The following is a 17676-nucleotide window of genomic DNA, read 5'->3' on the forward strand; positions in this document are numbered from 1 at the left end:
GAGTACAACAAAACATGGGTATGAGTAAAAACGATGAGATTAAAAAGCTAAAGGAGAAGATTGAAGAACTTGAGTTTCAAAAAGACTGAATTTTCCTGAAATAGGTTGACTAAAAATTAAGCAATTAATTACAGTCACTTATGAAAACAAAAAATGAATGGAAAAATAAGAAACATACTAATACATTTTACACAGCTTAATTTTCTTTAAAAACCTATAGAACACAAACTATAAACACCTTAAAACAGGCTTAAAATATTACGAATTAGAATTATGAAAATCAAACAGACTATTATCTTAATTATTATTTTATTAAGCGCAACCATTTCCTTTGCTCAATCTACAGACTTAGATAAAGACATTACAGAAATTAATACAATACTGAAAGAAAACGGAATAAATAATAAATACTACACCCAATTAAGTGTTAGTGATGATAAATTGATTTTTGAAAATGTTGGTAGTCAGTACAAACTAAAAAACACTCAGAAAAGAGAGATCACAATTGAAAAAATAGTATTAAAAAAAATAAAACTAACATCTATCAACCGTCATAATAGATCATTGACATCAACTATTGAAATTAAGACAAAAGGAAAACACATCTACAATGACGCTTTGAAAGGTAATTACTCCAATTGTTTTGTCTTTTTAAAGGTGAAAAAAGAGGAAGTTGCTGAAACGGTTCAAAATAAAATTATTGAATTGATAACAAAGCTACAAGCTTAATATTTTTTTTCACAAATACGCCTAATTAAAAAAATCGCTGGTAAAGCGATTTTTTTTTAGTCCAATATCTTGTTTCTGCTATTTAAGCTATGGTTAATACTACATTTACTTCCATTCTACACTTTCCATAATACGCTTAATATCTTTTTGCAAGTAGTGTGCGGCAGGTAAAATAGAATCGTAATTTGGTTTAGCATAAAAATAAAGCGATCCTGTTAAAAAGTGATTAATGCTATCTGTAATATAAAACTGCGATTGTGATGCTGCGTTACCACCAACCTCATAAAACATACCATACACTTTATTAACTGGGTTCTCCCAAACTACTTCCTCAATAGCGTCTGCTTTTTTAGTATGCTCTTGTGTAAAGTTTTGTGCGTTTTTAAGATATTTAGTTAAGCGCTCTTGACCATCAATAGCCTTATAGGTTAAGTAAACCGTCCCTTTAAGCTTCTTGTACTCTATATTTAACCCAAAGCTTTCCACATCATCTTTTAATGGCTTAAAACGTATGGTATCACTTTGCGCATTTCTATCAAAAGTAAATGGCAAATCTTGATCATAGGTTTTGTATTGTGCCTGCGGATACTCTAACCTTAAATATCCATTTGGTTTTGGAATTGGGTCGCTTCCACAGCTTACTAATACAATAAATGAGATAAGAATGACTATTGTTTTTTTCATAAAAAGAGCACTTAAACGCAATATTAGCGCCTATTTAGTTATTGTTTAAGGTAATGTAACCTTGACACGTTTTATTCGTTTTTTATCTAATGCTTCTATAGTAAAAACGTATTTTTCAAAATTTATTTTACTATTACGTTTCGGAAATCCTCCAGAATTTTCTAAAATAAAACCAGCTAATGTTTCTGCTTCCCCTTTATGGTTTTCAAAAACAGTATCGTCTTCTATTTTAATAATCTTATAAAAATCTTTCAAAGCAGTTTTACCTTCAAAAGCATAATTTTTATCATCTAGTTTTGAGTAGATCAAATCTTCGTCATCAAACTCGTCACTAATATCACCTACTATTTCTTCTATTATATCTTCTAAAGACACCAAGCCAGAAGTCCCACCATACTCATCTACTACCATCGCTAGATGGACTTTCTTTTCTTGAAACTCTGCCATTAAATCATCCAACTTTTTATTTTCTGGCACAAAAAACGGTTCTCTTAATAATGTAGTCCAATCGAACCCTTTTTTATCTATATATGGCAATAAATCTTTTACATATAACACCCCAATAATAGTGTCCATATTGTCTTTATAAACCGGAATTCTAGAATACCCATTATCAATAATTTCTGGTATAATCTCGCTATAGGGTTGCTCAACATTTAGAGCAAATACATCTATACGTGGTTGCATAACTTGTTTGGTATCTGTGTTACCAAAACTAACAATTCCTTGTAGTATTTTTTGTTCTTCTTTAGTGGTATCATGCTCACTGGTTAACTCTAATGCTTGAGATAATTGATCAACACTTAAATTTGATTTTTGCTTTCCTAGTTTGTTATGTATCCCTAAAGTTATACTGCGCATAGGCAAGCTTAAAGGTGAAAATAACACATCTAAAACACGCAGTGGATATGCCATAAACGTCGCAAATTTTAAGTTATTACGACTGGCATATATTTTTGGTAAAATTTCTCCAAATAATAATATTAAAAAGGTAATAACAACAACTTCTAATACAAACTTTGCTAAGGGAGAGGCAATACTTGCAAAAATATAATTACCTAAAAAGGCAAACAATATTACAATACCAATATTGATAAAATTATTAGCCACCAATATTGTTGCCAATAATTTTTTTGGACGCACTAATAGTTTAGAGATAATCTGAATTTGTTTTTTACCTTTTAAATTTTCGTCTTCTAAATCTGACTTGGATAATGAAAACAAGGCCACTTCTGCTCCTGATATCATTGCAGAGCATATTAATAGCACTATTAATAGTACAAAACCAAGTACAACATTAATATTGTTAGTAACTAATAACGCTAAAAAACTCGAGGGTTCGGGATCCATAATTAATTATTAAAACGGAAGATCGTCATCACTAGAAACAGGTTTAGGTGCTGCTGGTTTTTCAACCATTGGATTAGCTTGTTGCTTTGCTGGAGCAGCTCCTGGAGCCGCTTCTGGATCACGTTTTGTGTTTAAAAATGTAAAGTCCGAAACCTGTATTTCCGTACTATAACGCTCATTACCAGAGTCGTCTTGCCATTTTCTGTTTTTTATACGCCCTTCCACATATACTTTATCCCCTTTGGTTAAGTATTTTTCGCAAATTTCTGCTGCTTTATTACGCACCACTATATTATGCCAATCTGTATTAGTAACACGCTCATTAGTTTGCTTACTAACATAAGTCTCGTTAGTTGCCAAAGGAAAACGTCCAACACAACCACCGCCTTCAAAGTAGTGCATCTTTACTTCATCTCCTAAATGCCCTATAAGCATTACTTTATTTAATGTTCCTGACATAAGTTATGGTTTTTACCGCTACAAAATTACAGCTTTAAGCTTCAATGTAAATAAATTTAATAAAAAATATTGAGGTGTTACGGTTTATAGTTTAAAAATTAAAATTTTCAATAAAATTTCCAATCAAAATAGGCACAGGATAGTCCTTAATTTGTTTTATAAACACTCCTTTGGATAACTCTTGATCTAAAGTAACTATCCAAAATTTAGTATTTAAATGTTGATGCGATAATTTATGGACAATAACCTTATCATTATATAAAGACACATCAAACGTTGCGTCTTTTAAAATGTCTAAATTTTCAATCTCATTTACTATAACATCATGCGTGGCTTCCTTTTCAGTTTCGATTAACGGAAACTGATATAAGTTTTGCCAAATACCACTACCCTGACGTTGTTCAATAATAGTTTTGTTGTCTTTGGACAGCATAACTATAAAATTAAAATGTTTTTTAGTAACCTTGTTGGCCTTCAGCTTGACTGGCAGCTCACCTATTGTTCCTTTTTGTAATGCAACACACACCGTATTAAAAGGACATATATTACAATCAGGATTTTTGGGCTTACATAAACGTGCACCAAACTCCATTATAGCTTGATTAAAAGTCGCCGGTTGTTTAACATCTATTAATTGTTGTGCTAAAGCTTTAAACTCTTTAAACCCTTTTCCTGTATTTATGGCAGTTTCAATACCATATATTCTAGATAGTGCGCGATATACATTACCATCTACAACAGCGGTGATTTGGTTAAAACAAATGGATGCTATGGCACTTGCCGTATAATCTCCAACACCCTTTAATTTTAAAATATCATCAAAAGTGTCTGGAAATTGCCCATTTAATTCATTTACTATATATTTGGCTGAAGCATGTAAGTTTCTGGCTCTAGAGTAATAACCAAGTCCTTGCCACAACTTTAACACATCTTGCTCGTCTGCGTTTGCTAGGTCAAAAACAGTTGGGTAATTGGTTGTAAAAGCGGTATAATAAGGTAAACCTTGTACGACTTGTGTTTGTTGTAATATAATTTCGGAAAGCCAAATAAAATAAGGGTTAGTGGTGTTACGCCAAGGCAAATCACGCTTATTATCTGTGTACCAATTAATTAGTTGTTTTGAGAGATTCATTTATTAGAAAAAAGTAAGAAAAGCAAAAGTAAAGTTTATCACATTAAATTTTAATGAATTAGGTTTGAAATATTGAATAATAAATGACTATATTTGCCAACCCTTAGAAAAATTAATAACGCAAATAAGAAAAGAAAATGACTAAAGCTGATTTAGTAGCAAAGATTTCTGAAAAACTAGGAATTGAAAAAGGAGATGTACAGGCAACTGTAGAGACTTTCATGGAAGAGGTTAAAACATCTTTAGAAGGAGGCGACAATGTATACCTTAGAGGTTTTGGTAGCTTCATTATTAAAACAAGAGCAGAAAAAACAGGAAGAAATATTTCGAAGAATACGACTATCAAGATTCCTGCTCACAATATCCCAGCGTTTAAACCTGCAAAAGTATTTGTAGAGGGTGTAAAAACTAACGTTGACGTAAAGTAAAAACAATATAATCGAATTATTAATTTAAAAAAATTAACCCTATGCCAAGTGGTAAAAAACGTAAAAGACACAAGGTTGCAACGCATAAGCGTAAAAAACGTAGACGCGCTAACCGTCACAAGAAGAAAAAATAATTCAAAAAAGTAGTTTTTATAAACTACTTTTTTGGTTTATTAGAAACAAAGTTCTTTGAAATAGAGTTTATCTATAACACGTAAAACCTTGCGTGATTATTAAACTCTACCGGATTTAAAAAATCCTGTGAAAAAAAAATACCTTAACTTATTACAAGTTAAGGTATATGTATAATCCATCTGTACTTTATTGTATGGATAAAAATTAACCTAAATGGATAAAGAATTAATTATTAGATCTAGTCCAGAAGCTGTTGATTTTGCCTTATTAAAAGATGGAAAATTAATTGAATTACATAAAGAAGAAGATGGGAACAACTTTGCGGTTGGTGATGTGTTTATTGCCAAAGTAAGAAAAGCTGTTCCAGGTCTAAATGCTGCATTTGTTAATGTAGGTTATGAGAAAGATGCATTTTTGCATTATCATGATTTAGGTCCAAAAATGTCCTCCCTTTTAAAATTCACAAAAAGTGTAAGCACAGGTAAACTAAAAGATTTTTCTTTAAAAAATTACCCATTTGAAAAAGATATTGATAAAGACGGAAAGATAACTGACGTCTTAAAATCAAATCAGTCTATTTTAGTACAAATAGTAAAAGAACCAATATCTACTAAAGGCCCAAGGATTAGCTCTGAGCTGTCTATAGCTGGTAGATATATTGTTTTAGTACCATTTTCTGATCGTATTTCCATCTCTCAAAAGATAGAAAGCAAAGAAGAAAAAGAGCGCTTAAAACGTTTGGTAAGGAGCATAACTCCGCCAGGTTTTGGAGTTATTGTACGTACTGTAGCAGAAGGCAAAAAAGTAGCCGAACTAGATAAAGATTTACAAAACTTGCTTAGTCGTTGGACGGCAATGTGTAAAAAATTACATAAAGCAAATCATCCTTCCAAAGTGCTGGGCGAATTAAATAAAGCCTCTTCAATGTTAAGAGATATATTTAATGACACCTTCACCGGAATTCATGTAGACGATGATGCTTTATATGTACAAGTAAAAGAATATGTGCAGCAAATTGCACCAAAAAAAGAATCAATAGTTAAATTACATCAGTCTACCGTTCCTATTTTCGAAAAATTTGGAATAGAAAGACAAATCAAGACCGCTTTTGGTAAAACAGTCTCTATGTCTAAAGGTGCATACCTTGTTATAGAACATACAGAAGCACTTCACGTCGTAGATGTAAATAGTGGTAATAGATCTAACAAAGCAAACTCTCAAGAAGACACCGCATTGGAAGTAAACTTAATCTCAGCAACAGAAGTTGCAAGACAATTAAGATTACGTGATATGGGTGGGATTATTGTAGTAGATTTTATAGATTTAAACACTGCAGAACACAGGAAAAAACTTTTTAATCATCTTCGTGATGAGATGAAAGATGATCGTGCCAAACACAAAATATTACCTCCTAGTAAGTTTGGATTGATTCAGATAACACGTCAAAGAGTAAGACCAGAAATGAACATTAAAACCAGAGAGGATAATCCTAACGGTTTTAAAGGAGAAGAAGTCGAAGCGCCAATTAACATTGTGCCTAAAATAACTCATGACTTAGAACAATTATTAAAAAAAGACTACAAAAAGGTGACCTTAAACACACATCCTTTTATAGCAGCCTTTTTAACAAAAGGTTTTCCATCGATTCGTTCAAAATGGTTTTTTGAACACAAAAAATGGGTAAAGATACAACCAAGAGATGCTTACACATACCTTGAATATCATTTTAATGATCAAAATGGTAAACAAATTAAATAACAAAAAAACCTTACTATTTATTTAGTAAGGTTTTTTTTATGCCCAATAACTAACACTTTTTAGGGCGTTACCTTTGTCCTGATTTTTAAAATCTGCACAAAGGTCAGGCTATCCGTTATATCTTTTTAGAATACTTGTAATACAAAGATACAACAGGTTAAAAACCAGCCACACTTCTACTAACAACCCCTTGGTTTGCATTACTAAAAAGGATGCCACTACTATCCTTAACGCAAACCAAAACACCCTAAAACCAATTAAAAAGCCATATAATTAGTCAAAAACAAGATACTATTGCTTATATAATAATAAAAAACCAAACATAATATATCAAAAAAGCCCCACTTAACAGTGGGGCTTTATATCGGTTTTTTTGGTTTATTCTGGTTGTATAACTTGTAATATATTTATTGTTGTGGTCCTCCACTAATAATAAAAAATTGACTTCTTCTATTAAGATCATGATCTTGATCCGTACAAGGATTACAATCAATAGCCGGCTCTGTCTCTCCTCTACCTGAAGCAGAAATTCTACTAGCAGCAATTCCTTTAGAAATCACGTACTGTGTCGTTGTTTGTGCACGTCTTTCTGATAAGCGTTGGTTGTATTGATTAGACCCTCTAAAATCTGTATGTGATGTTGCTTGTATTACCATATTTGGATACTTATTCATCACTTGTACTAAATTATCTAATTCAAACGCAGCACGAGCTGTTATGTTTGACTTATCATAGTCAAAGTAAATTGGGTTAAGTATAACACGTTCTGGCGTTACAATAGCCTCTATAGGCTTCAAACTAACCGTTACAGCAACTTCTTCCTCGTTACTTGCAGCTATTGTTACTTTGTTACTTTCATAACCATCCATAGTCACTTGTAATTCAGTTCCCGTTTCGCACTCTACAATATATTCCACTACACCTTTTGCATTTGCAGGCTTAGAAGCTAATACGTTTCCTTGAGCGTCTACTAATGTTGTTAATGCACCTACTAATGGCGTCCCTGTTTTTTCGTCTAAAACAGTTCCAACAATTAACACATCACATAACGGTTGTAACTTTTTGATACCATAGATATCATCACTTCCTTTTCCTCCTTCACGGTTTGAAGATACAAATCCCTCTCCCGTTTCTTCATTCATTCTAAAAGCAAAATCATCTCCATTACTATTAATAGGGATTCCTACATTACGTATTGGCGCCATTTTACCATCAATTTCCTTAGTATAAAACACATCCATTCCTCCAAGACCTAAATGTCCTGTTGAAGAAAAGTAAAGCGTATTATTATCACTAATGTATGGAAACATCTCTTGCCCTTCCGTATTTACTTTCTGACCCATATTTACAGGTGTACCAACTTTTCCATTACCATCTAAAGATGCTTTGTAAATATCAAAATTTCCAAAACCTCCTGGCATATCACTAGCAAAGTAAATTGCACTTCCGTCAGCACTAATAGTAGGGTTTTTAATAGAATAATTCTGACTGTTAATTGATAAAGCTTCTACTTGAGAGAATCCATTTGCTCCTTTACTTGCTTTAAATAAGTGTAAAACACTATACTTTGTATTAGATAAACTGTCTTTTTCGTAAATGTTTTCAAAGAAACTTTCTCTTGAAAAATACATTGTTTTACCATCTGGAGTAAAACTTGTAATACCTTCATGATACTTAGTATTAATCTTTCCGTCTAAAAGCGTTTCTCCTTGGTAAGAACCATCTTCCGCTGCTGTGTATGAGTAGATATCTAAAAATGGCTCTTCATTCCAACCATAGTTTTTTCTACTTGCATTTCTTGAAGACGTAATGTATAATTTACCATCTTGAAGTGTTCCTCCAAAATCAGACATTTTACTGTTAAGATCTAAGTTTTGCACATTAAACTTTTTTCCTTTATCTAATATTTTAGATAAATACTCAGGGTTAGCTTTGTACATTACTGCACGATCATCTCCAGGTCTCATAGAAGCAAACTTGTCCATTTGCTTATTAGACGCGTCGTATTTACCGTTAGCTTTTAACATCTCAGAATACTTAAAAAGCATTTCTGGTTGAGATGCTCCAGCCTCTAAAGCTTTAGCATACCATTTTTCAGATTCGATTGTACTAAAAATATTATAGTTAGCTTCTGCTAATCTAGAATATACGTAGGCATCACCCTCCCCTTTTTCTACTAATTTATTGTAGGCATCAATAGCATCTACAAATTTATATTTAGCAAATAATTTATCGGCTTTTTTGGTCGCATCACTTTGAGCAAACACACTTGTGCTGCTTATTAAAATGGCGAATATAAATAGTTGTATTTTTTTCATTGTTTGGTTAGCTTATTGGATTAGAAATAACGTGGTGAACGAGAAACTTTTCTTGGTAAATTGATATCAAAATTGATAAAAATCTCGTGAGAAGAATTAGTTACCACATCTAATTGAGATTGGATTGTGTCATACGCATAACCAATTCTTAAATTAGGCGCAACTAAAAAGTTGATCATCCCACTAAAAGAATCGTCTAAACGGTATCCCGCTCCTACCTCAACAAAATCATACATAAATAAATTTAAATTAACATCAAAACTTACTGGAGCGTCAAACGCCACCTTAGCTAAAGCATGTGGCTTTAGCTTAAAGTCTTCTGATAAATCAAACACATATCCAACTGCACCAAAAAAGTGCTGCGTTTCTGACCCAATCTTAAACCCGTTAGCATCTAAATGCACCGAGTTTAAAATATTTGGCATAGACGCCGAGATATAGAATTTGTTTGGCTTATAAAAATATAATCCTGCTCCAATATTTGGAGTTGTTTCATTAATATTCTGTGCAAAGAAAGGATCATTAGGATCTACTAAATCAATTTGTGTTAATCCAATATCATGAAACGTTGCTCCTGCCTTTAATCCAAACGCTAATTTAGTAGTTGTCCCTACTGGAATAGTATATGAAAAATCAACATAAGCATTAGTCTCTTTTACTGGTCCTACCTCATCACTTATTAAAGATAGTCCTAAACCTACATTCTTTCCTACTGGAGAGTGTATAGCTAAAGTACCTGTCGTTGGTGCACCTTCTAACCCGACCCACTGACTTCTATAAAGTGCTCCAATTGCAACACCTTCTGTAGAACCTGCATAGGCTGGATTTACCACATTCATGTTATACATGTACTGTGTGTACTGCGGATCTTGTTGGGCTTGTACGCCTATAAACACTAGGAATACGATATATACTAATTTTTTCATCTGTTATCTTATTGGTTTTCTAGTTAGTTTATTTGTTTATGTATACCCAAGCGGCTTTTGTTTTTGTTCCTTGATATTTCATAACATAGTAGTAAGTTCCTACTGGAAGCATATCTCCATTGTCTGCTTGACCACCCCATTCTGAAATGTAATTATTTTTAGAATATACTAAAGTACCATTACGGTTATAAATCTCTAAACTTTGTACATCAAAACTACTTAAATCAAAACGGTCATTAATACCATCTCCGTTTGGAGATATTCCCTGAGGAATTATACATGTTTCTAACTCGTCTACAGTAACAAATGCAGAACTAGTACATCCTGAATCATTAAAGGTAACTTCTATTTCATAATCACCAGCTAATAAAACCGTTGGTAATTCAATTCCTGTTTGACCAGTAATTTCACCACCTTCATAGTACCATTTGATACTAACTTCACTTAAAGTATAATTTGCAGGTTCTGCTGTAACTATAATTGGAGTGGTTGCATTTGGACAAACTTCAAAAGCCATATCCGCACTAAACGTTGTTTCTGGTGCTGGATTATATGAGATACCAAAACTTGTTGTTGCAAAACAATCACTTGCAGTAGCATTCTCTACTCTAACATAAATTGTCTCTGAGTTTGCTGTTAAAGTGTAAGTTGCTGGAGTAGCAATAGCATTATCTCCACTTAAAGCGTCAGCTTCAGTTGTATGATATGTTACTAACACACCTGTTTGAGTACCTATTGTTGTAGCTTCATCAGCTGTTAAATCAAATACATTACTTCCTGTTCCGTCATCACACACTTCCATATCCATTGGCTGTGTCGCTTCTGGAGACGTACTTACCACTAAATTAAAAGTCGTATTAGTAGAGGCACAACCAGAATTAGAACCTACAGCATCAACATCCTCCACTCTAACATAAATAGTAGTTCCGTCTGTAGCTGTGTAAGGAGATGTTAATGCTCCTGTACCTGCTTGTGCATCTGACAAAGCACTGTAATATGTTACAGAGAACTCACTAGGATCTTGTGTCCCTAAGATTGTTGCTGTTTGAGTTTCTAAATCAAACACTCCGTTTCCTGCACCATCATCACAAACTTCCATATCTAAAGCTTGATTCGCTGTTGCTGCGTCATAGAAATTAATAGTTGCTAATATTGAGAATGTAAAATCATCACAAATACCACCACCTACAACACACTGGTAAGTTCCTGTTTCTGTCGCAACAAAAGTAGGAGCGTTTATACCGTCTTGATAAATACCATTCACGTACCAATCATAAGAATCAACTGCATAAGCAGTATCCGCCGTTAATGTAACAGAATCATTTCCACATAAATTAATAGGATCACTTGATCCTTCTGCAGCAGTTACCCCTTGTTCTATTAAGATTCCGTCGTAATCTAAAGCTACGTCACAAACAACATCACAATTTGTTCCATCTAATGGGCCTGACTCTTGAGTAAATACATATGTTCCATCTTGTTGAGAGAAATTAGTAATTAATATTATATAAATCGAATTAGCTGGAACTCCTGTTAACGTTATAGTCTCTGTTGCTGTAGCAGAATAACTACAGTCTGCGATAGCTTCTTGCAATAATTCAAAACACCCAGCTTCTTGACCTGGAAATGGTCCCCAAACTATAAAGTCAATATCTAACCCTACACCAGCATCATTGGTTTGTGCTAATTGGAATACATAATCTCCTGCATCATCAAACTGAATCGTGTTCCATTGTGGATCTGGCTGACTTCCTAAACAATCGTAATCGATATAAGAAGGGGCTACTTGATCACCAACTATACTCGGGTAAAAAATTGTTGGATCTGCACAAATTGGTAATGCTTCTGTACAATAAGTTGGCACACCTAAAGTTTGGATACACAAATCAAAAGTTATAGTTGTTGCTGTTGTACCTGCAGAGAATACTCTGATATAATACACATTTCCTACAGTTAATGTTGGTGTTATACTTGAATCATCATTAGTACAATATAATTGCGTTAAATCGTTACAATCAGCACCTTCTTCATAAAGTGCATGATCTACGTTAAATCCTCCAGCAACATTTAAGATTTGAATTATTTGTTGCTCTCCTAATGCTGTAAACTGATACCAAACGTCATCGTCTGTACCTGTAGCACAAGAACCTGCTGGCACTCCAGAATCTGTTGCTTCTACTAAAGTTCCAGAATTAACATCGATACAAGACTCACCATTATTAACTAAAGCCACTGTTGCATCGCAAGGGTTATCATTACTTGGTGGACAAGCTGCTAATGATATTGTATTACTTGTAATAACACAATTAGCATCGTCTACATTAGACACTGTAAAAACAACATCTGTATTAAAAGCATATGGTCCAAATTGACTAACACCTGCAGCAGTTATCATTACCGGTGCACCACCTTGATTATCTTCTATTTCTAAAGTAGTAGCATCTCCTATTGACGTTACATCCACATCGACTAAAAACTGATCACCGTTTGCACAATCGTCAACAACTACAAATGTTGCTGTTGGATTAATACAAGTTGCACAAGTTACTGTTACAGAAAGTGATGTAAATGTCGTACTACTTAGACAGCTAACACTTCCATCAGATTCGATAGCAAAAGAAATAGTATCTCCTGATGATTGGAATGTTAAACCACCAATTTGTCCACTTGCACCATAAGGTGTTGCAGCGTTTAAGTTAGTAACTCCGTCAGAATCTAACACGATTAGCTCATCAAAATTATTTTCAACTTGTCCCGCGTTAATTGTTAAATTAAGTGGCGTACCATCTGTTGATGTAAATGTAAATACATTAGTATCATTACTGTCATAACAGTAATCTATAGTTTGAGGTCCATCTGTTGCACAATCTAAAATAAAATTAAATTGTAGTAATGTTGAAAATGTGAATGGACCAGCCCATGTACTATTTTCTGCCCCACAAACTGCTTGAACATAAACTTCATAATCTGTTGCAGGATTTAAACCAGACACTGGTATGGTTGTAGTACTTGATAAAGTACCTGAAGTAGGTGTCCCTGTTCCTGCTAATTGCACTACATAATTCCATTGTGTCTCTGCTCCATTTGGAGTCCAAGAAATATCAGCTGAAGTTTCTGTTATTGATGTCGCGGTAATACCACTTGGTGCAACGCAAAAATCTCCACAAGATTCTACTCTTACTTGATCTAAAGCTAAATCTCCTTCAAAACCTGCACCAGTTCCTCCGTAACTATATTCGACATATATAACTTGTCCTAAATAGGCGTCTAAATTAACTCCTATTGGAACCCATGCTTCATCTGCTGTTGATTGATAATCTCCACTCCAAGTATATTCTGTTGTAAATGGTCCTGTTGCGGATGTACTAACCCCAACATTTAATGTTCCTATATCATCTCCAAAAGCATGCATGTAAAAAGATAATTCTGCACCATCTAAAGCTGTTGTTAAATCTATTGCTGGCGAAATTGCTGATGCTATATCTGATGAATTACCTGATGCTTCATATTCCAAATGTACTCCAGCATTACCATCCCAACTAACATTTGGCCCTGTTCCACCAGAATTTCCATTTGGATTAGTAATTCTCCAATTACCATTACTAGCGTCAAAACCAGTACCTGTCCATCCTGAAGGAGCTACGCCGGGAGTTGAACCGAAGTCTTCAGTAAATATAAATGTTGAATCTCCAGTTGCACAAGTAACCCCTAATGGTGCAGGTGGCGGAGTATTAAATGTTGTAAAGTTTACTGGTCCAATCCAAGCACTAAACCCATCTGTTCCACAATTTCCTCTAACATATACCTCGTAAGGTGTGCTAGGTGTTAATCCTGTTGCCGGATATGGCGCATTTAAACTAGTAACAACACCATCTGTTGTTGGTACTCCTGTTCCTGCTGCCTGAATCCATATTTGCCATTCTGTTTCTGTACTTCCTGCATCCCAAGTAATATCTGCAGTTGTATCTCCAGTAACCACTGCTGCTATAGCCAATGGATCTGGACAAGAAGGTACTGCTCTTACTTGAAAATTATCTACAAATACATCATTATCTGCTGCGTCATCAATTGTTCCTTCTGAAGCTCTAATTCCAAATTGAGCAGTAGCTCCAGAATACGCTGATAAATCTTGTACAACATGTAAACCTGAGTCAGGAATTACTGATGAAGCATCAAAGGTTTGTAATACTGTCCAAGTTGTTCCACTATCCGTAGTTATCATTAACTCAACTGTATCATCAGATCCTAAAGTCCCTGCTACTGTTGAACCTCCAAATGGCATTACACCAAAATCAAACTCTACTTGAAAAGGAACACCTGTTAAATCAAAAAGCGGACTTAACAACCAGTCACTTTTAGTAGCAACCCATAAGTTAATCTTATATGCTCCTGTTGTACCATTGTTTAAATAACCATCTTGTGTCCAAGAAGAAGTCCCTAAGTCTCCTGGACCTGTAGTTGAATCACCACTATCTGCTACCTCCCAACAAATAGCTGGAATCGCTGTAAAATCTTGTAAATAATCAGGTGTAAAAACAGCACAAGCTGTAGTAAAAGTTACTGGACCAGCCCAAACACTGAAGTCTCCACCGCAATCTGCTCTAACATATACTTCATAATCTGTTGCAGGTGATAATGATCCCACCGTATATCCTGTATTAATCGTTACAGCTGTGCCTGACGCTGGCAATCCTGTTCCCGCAGTTTGCACTACGACTTCCCAAGCTGCTTCTGCATCACCTAAAGCCCATGACAAATCAACAGAGTCAGACGTTATTGCGTTTGCCATTAATCCTGAAGGACTAGGGCAATCTGTATTAAAAACTGAAACATCGTCAAAAGCAAAACCTTCACTTCCAACAGATCCATCAGAACCAAATGCAAATCTAAACATTACACTAGATTCTCCTGCTAAACCTATTAAAGCATGATTAGCATTGACCCAACCGTTAGAGCCTCCTCCATTACGTCCTGTCCAACCTTCTTGTTGACCACCCGGATTACCACTAATTGAGTCATCATTATACCAGTTATTTGGGTCTCCTAATGCTCCTACATTTACCCAAGTTGTACCGCCATCGATAGAACTTTGAAAAACCGCACCATCAAAACTGTTTTCCGCTTCCCACCAAATATTAAAGGATACTGTCGGCGCTGTTAATGTTGATAAATCAAATACAGGACTAGTTACAGATGAATTATCTGAACTGTTATAATCTCCTGTTAAATTTGTTGCCCATGAGTTTGCTCCGGATGCAGCACTGTTAATGACTGTAGACGCAGGCAAACCAAGTGCCCAAGTACCGTCAGTTCCATTGTCTGCTACCCAACCTCCGTCGCCAGCTTCAAAATCTTCCGTGTAAGGATAAGTTGTAATTTGTGAATTAGCTTGCCACCCAATAGAGAATAGTAACAAGGCTAAAATGAACGTAGTTTTTTTCATTTTTTGAGAAGTAGTTAGTTAATTAGAGACCTAAACTAAAAAAAAAACGTCTTGAAAAACTGTTAAAAATACTATTATAGACTAAAAGCAAAAAACGTCGACAAAAAGCACAAAAATAGAAGATAAAACCTACATTACCTATGGCGCAGGGTTTGGTATTTTTGCATGAATCGCATCTATTTGTTGCATTAACTCTGTATTTAATGTTAAATTTATAGAATCTATATTCTCTTTTAGTTGATTTACGGAAGTTGCCCCAATAATATTACCGGTCACAAATCGTCGTTGATTGACAAAAGCAAGAGCCATTTGAGCCAGTGTTAAGCCATTGTTTTCGGCTAATTGCAGATACTGTTTTGTAGCCTCTGTAGCTTGTTGACTACTGTATCTAGTAAATCTTGGAAAAAGATGTAAACGAGCCTTTTGCCCTTCTATTCCTTTAATATATTTTCCAGAAAGGACACCAAATGCCATAGGAGAATAGACTAACAACCCAATATTTTCCCTAATAGACACCTCCGCCATATCCCCTTCAAAAACGCGATTTAAAAGTGAGTATGCATTTTGGATGGTTACCGGTCGTGGTAAATTATTGTTTTTAGACTCTTCTAGATAGCGCATCGTTCCCCATGCCTTTTCGTTTGACAACCCTATTTGTCTAATTTTACCTTCTTTTTTTACTTGATCTAAAGCCTCTAGAACTTCTCTAAAATTATCTGTCCAAGGGTCATTTGGATTATGACTATAATCTCTAACACCAAAAGTGTTAGTTTCGCGCTCTGGCCAATGCAATTGGTACAAATCTATATAATCTGTTTGTAGTCTTGTTAATTCTAGATTAACTGCTTCTCTAATAGACGCTGCTGTAAATCCTGTTGTGCGTATATGTGCTGTATAATCTCCTGTTCCGGCAATTTTAGAAGCAATAACAAGCGCTTCCCTTTTTTGATGTTTAAGCCAAGTCCCAATAATCTCACTAGTCCTACCAGATGTCTCTGCTGTTGCCGGCACAGGATATAACTCTGCTGTATCAATAAAATTAACACCATGCTCTACTGCGTAATTTAATTGGGCATGTCCTTCTGCTTCTGTATTTTGATTACCAAAGGTCATGGTACCCAAGCAAATTTTACTGACTTTAATATCTGTATTTGGTAGTGTAGTGTATTTCATTTTAATGTGGTTTAGCTTTCTAACAAATATAAAAAAGACCTTTAGTTATTGTTAGTAACTAAAGGTCAAATGTTTGTTAAGGTTTGCGTTAGGGATAGTAGTGGCATCCTTTTTTTGCTGCCATAAATGGCAAAAAAAGATATAACGGATAGCCCGACCCTTGTGGTAACGCCCTAATTAATTATTTAAAAGATTGGTAATCTTATCCAATTTTGGTGTTAATATAACCTCTATACGACGGTTTTTAGCCTTCCCTTCTGGTGTTGTATTTGATGCAATTGGCGCAAACTCTCCACGACCAGCAGCTGTTAAATTATCTGCTTTTATATTATTATTTTCTTGTAATATAGACACAATTGCTGTGGCACGTTTTGTGGATAAATCCCAGTTATTACTAATGTTTCCTTTTGCTGGGTAAGGTGCATTATCTGTATGCCCTTCTATTAATACTGAGATTTCTGGATTATCCCCTAACACGGTTCCTAATTGTTTAACCGCCCTGCGACCTTGTGTCCCGACTGCCCAACTACCTGACTCAAACAATAATTTGTTTTCCATAGAGACGTATACTTTACCGTTACGCTGCTCTACAGTTAACCCTTTACCTTCAAAGTCTGTTAACGCACTTGAGATTGCATTTTTAAGCGCCGTCATTTCTGCTTCTTTAGACGCAATAATGCTTTCTAAATCTGCAACACGTTGTGAGCGTGACTCTAACTCTTTTTTAAGTTGTTCTAATCTTGCGTTTTCTGCAGCCAAAGCCTGCTCTTTAGTTTCTAGCTGTGCTAATAACTCTCTGTTTTTTTGTGTATTTGCTGCAATGGCAGAACTACTATTTGCATCCAATGCATCATAAGATGCTTTTAATGCGTCATATTTACTTTTAGCTATTGTGTAATCGGTATTTAACTGATCACGTCGTTTTACCGCACTATCATACTTTGCTTGTAATTCCGCTAAGTCATTTGCTGCTTTATTTTTAGCTTTTAACAAATCACCGTTTTCATCTTTTAAATTTCTATTTTCCTTTTTTAAAGTCGCGTATTTGCTTTCTAACTCTTTATACACTTTTGGCGACACACAACTGGTAGCTATAAGCACTAATAGGATTACTGTTATTCTGTTTTTCATTTTACTAATT

At 34.7% G+C, this 17676-nt stretch carries 12 protein-coding genes; 3 read left to right on the forward strand and 9 right to left on the reverse strand.

Annotated elements, in window-relative coordinates; genetic code table 11:
* The first annotated feature begins 273 nt into the window (after positions 1-273).
* Positions 274-729 (forward strand): hypothetical protein, encoded by a 456-nt coding sequence (locus CXF54_RS11050; protein WP_101203590.1) that lies wholly within the window; start codon positions 274-276, stop codon positions 727-729.
* Positions 730-834: 105 nt separating this feature from the next.
* Here the strand turns inward: CXF54_RS11050 and gldD are convergent, their stop codons facing one another.
* The 4 genes from gldD to mutY form a co-directional block, all read right to left on the reverse strand.
* A complete protein-coding gene (gene gldD, locus CXF54_RS11055) occupies positions 835-1413 on the reverse strand; it encodes a gliding motility lipoprotein GldD (protein WP_101203591.1) in 579 nt (192 codons plus the stop codon).
* Between the two features lie 45 nt (positions 1414-1458).
* Entirely contained in the window at positions 1459-2763 is a 1305-nt protein-coding gene (locus CXF54_RS11060; protein ID WP_090841622.1) for a gliding motility-associated protein GldE, read from the reverse strand.
* A 9-nt stretch (positions 2764-2772) separates the two neighbouring features.
* Positions 2773-3222: a single-stranded DNA-binding protein gene (locus CXF54_RS11065; protein WP_101203592.1), complete on the reverse strand. Its 450-nt coding sequence runs from the start codon at positions 3220-3222 to the stop codon at positions 2773-2775.
* A 91-nt stretch (positions 3223-3313) separates the two neighbouring features.
* The gene (gene mutY, locus CXF54_RS11070; RefSeq protein ID WP_101203593.1) at positions 3314-4354 is read right to left on the reverse strand and encodes an A/G-specific adenine glycosylase; all 1041 of its coding nucleotides are present in this window, start codon (positions 4352-4354) and stop codon (positions 3314-3316) included.
* Between the two features lie 137 nt (positions 4355-4491).
* Here mutY and CXF54_RS11075 point away from each other — a divergent pair, with 137 nt between their 5' ends.
* Positions 4492-4782: an HU family DNA-binding protein gene (locus CXF54_RS11075; RefSeq protein WP_055442767.1), complete on the forward strand. Its 291-nt coding sequence runs from the start codon at positions 4492-4494 to the stop codon at positions 4780-4782.
* A gap of 348 nt (positions 4783-5130) precedes the next feature.
* Positions 5131-6675, forward strand: coding sequence for an Rne/Rng family ribonuclease (locus CXF54_RS11080; RefSeq protein ID WP_101203594.1), 1545 nt, complete (start codon positions 5131-5133; stop codon positions 6673-6675).
* A gap of 407 nt (positions 6676-7082) precedes the next feature.
* Here CXF54_RS11080 and CXF54_RS11085 read toward each other — a convergent pair whose 3' ends face one another.
* The 5 genes from CXF54_RS11085 to CXF54_RS11105 form a co-directional block, all read right to left on the reverse strand.
* A complete protein-coding gene (locus CXF54_RS11085) occupies positions 7083-8993 on the reverse strand; it encodes an OmpA family protein (protein ID WP_101203595.1) in 1911 nt (636 codons plus the stop codon).
* Positions 8994-9013: 20 nt separating this feature from the next.
* On the reverse strand, positions 9014-9919 hold the full coding sequence (locus CXF54_RS11090; protein WP_090841632.1) for a type IX secretion system membrane protein PorP/SprF: 906 nt from the start codon (positions 9917-9919) through the stop codon (positions 9014-9016).
* Between the two features lie 28 nt (positions 9920-9947).
* A complete protein-coding gene (locus CXF54_RS11095; protein ID WP_101203596.1) occupies positions 9948-15362 on the reverse strand; it encodes a fibronectin type III domain-containing protein in 5415 nt (1804 codons plus the stop codon).
* 138 nt (positions 15363-15500) lie between these two features.
* Entirely contained in the window at positions 15501-16535 is a 1035-nt protein-coding gene (locus CXF54_RS11100) for an aldo/keto reductase (RefSeq protein WP_101203597.1), read from the reverse strand.
* Between the two features lie 177 nt (positions 16536-16712).
* Positions 16713-17666, reverse strand: a complete 954-nt coding sequence (locus CXF54_RS11105; RefSeq protein WP_101203598.1) for an OmpA family protein — start codon at positions 17664-17666, stop codon at positions 16713-16715.
* Between the last annotated feature and the right edge of the window lie 10 nt (positions 17667-17676).

This window comes from Olleya sp. 1-3, assembly GCF_002836085.1.
In the GTDB taxonomy this organism is placed as follows: Bacteria; Bacteroidota; Bacteroidia; order Flavobacteriales; family Flavobacteriaceae; genus Olleya; species Olleya namhaensis.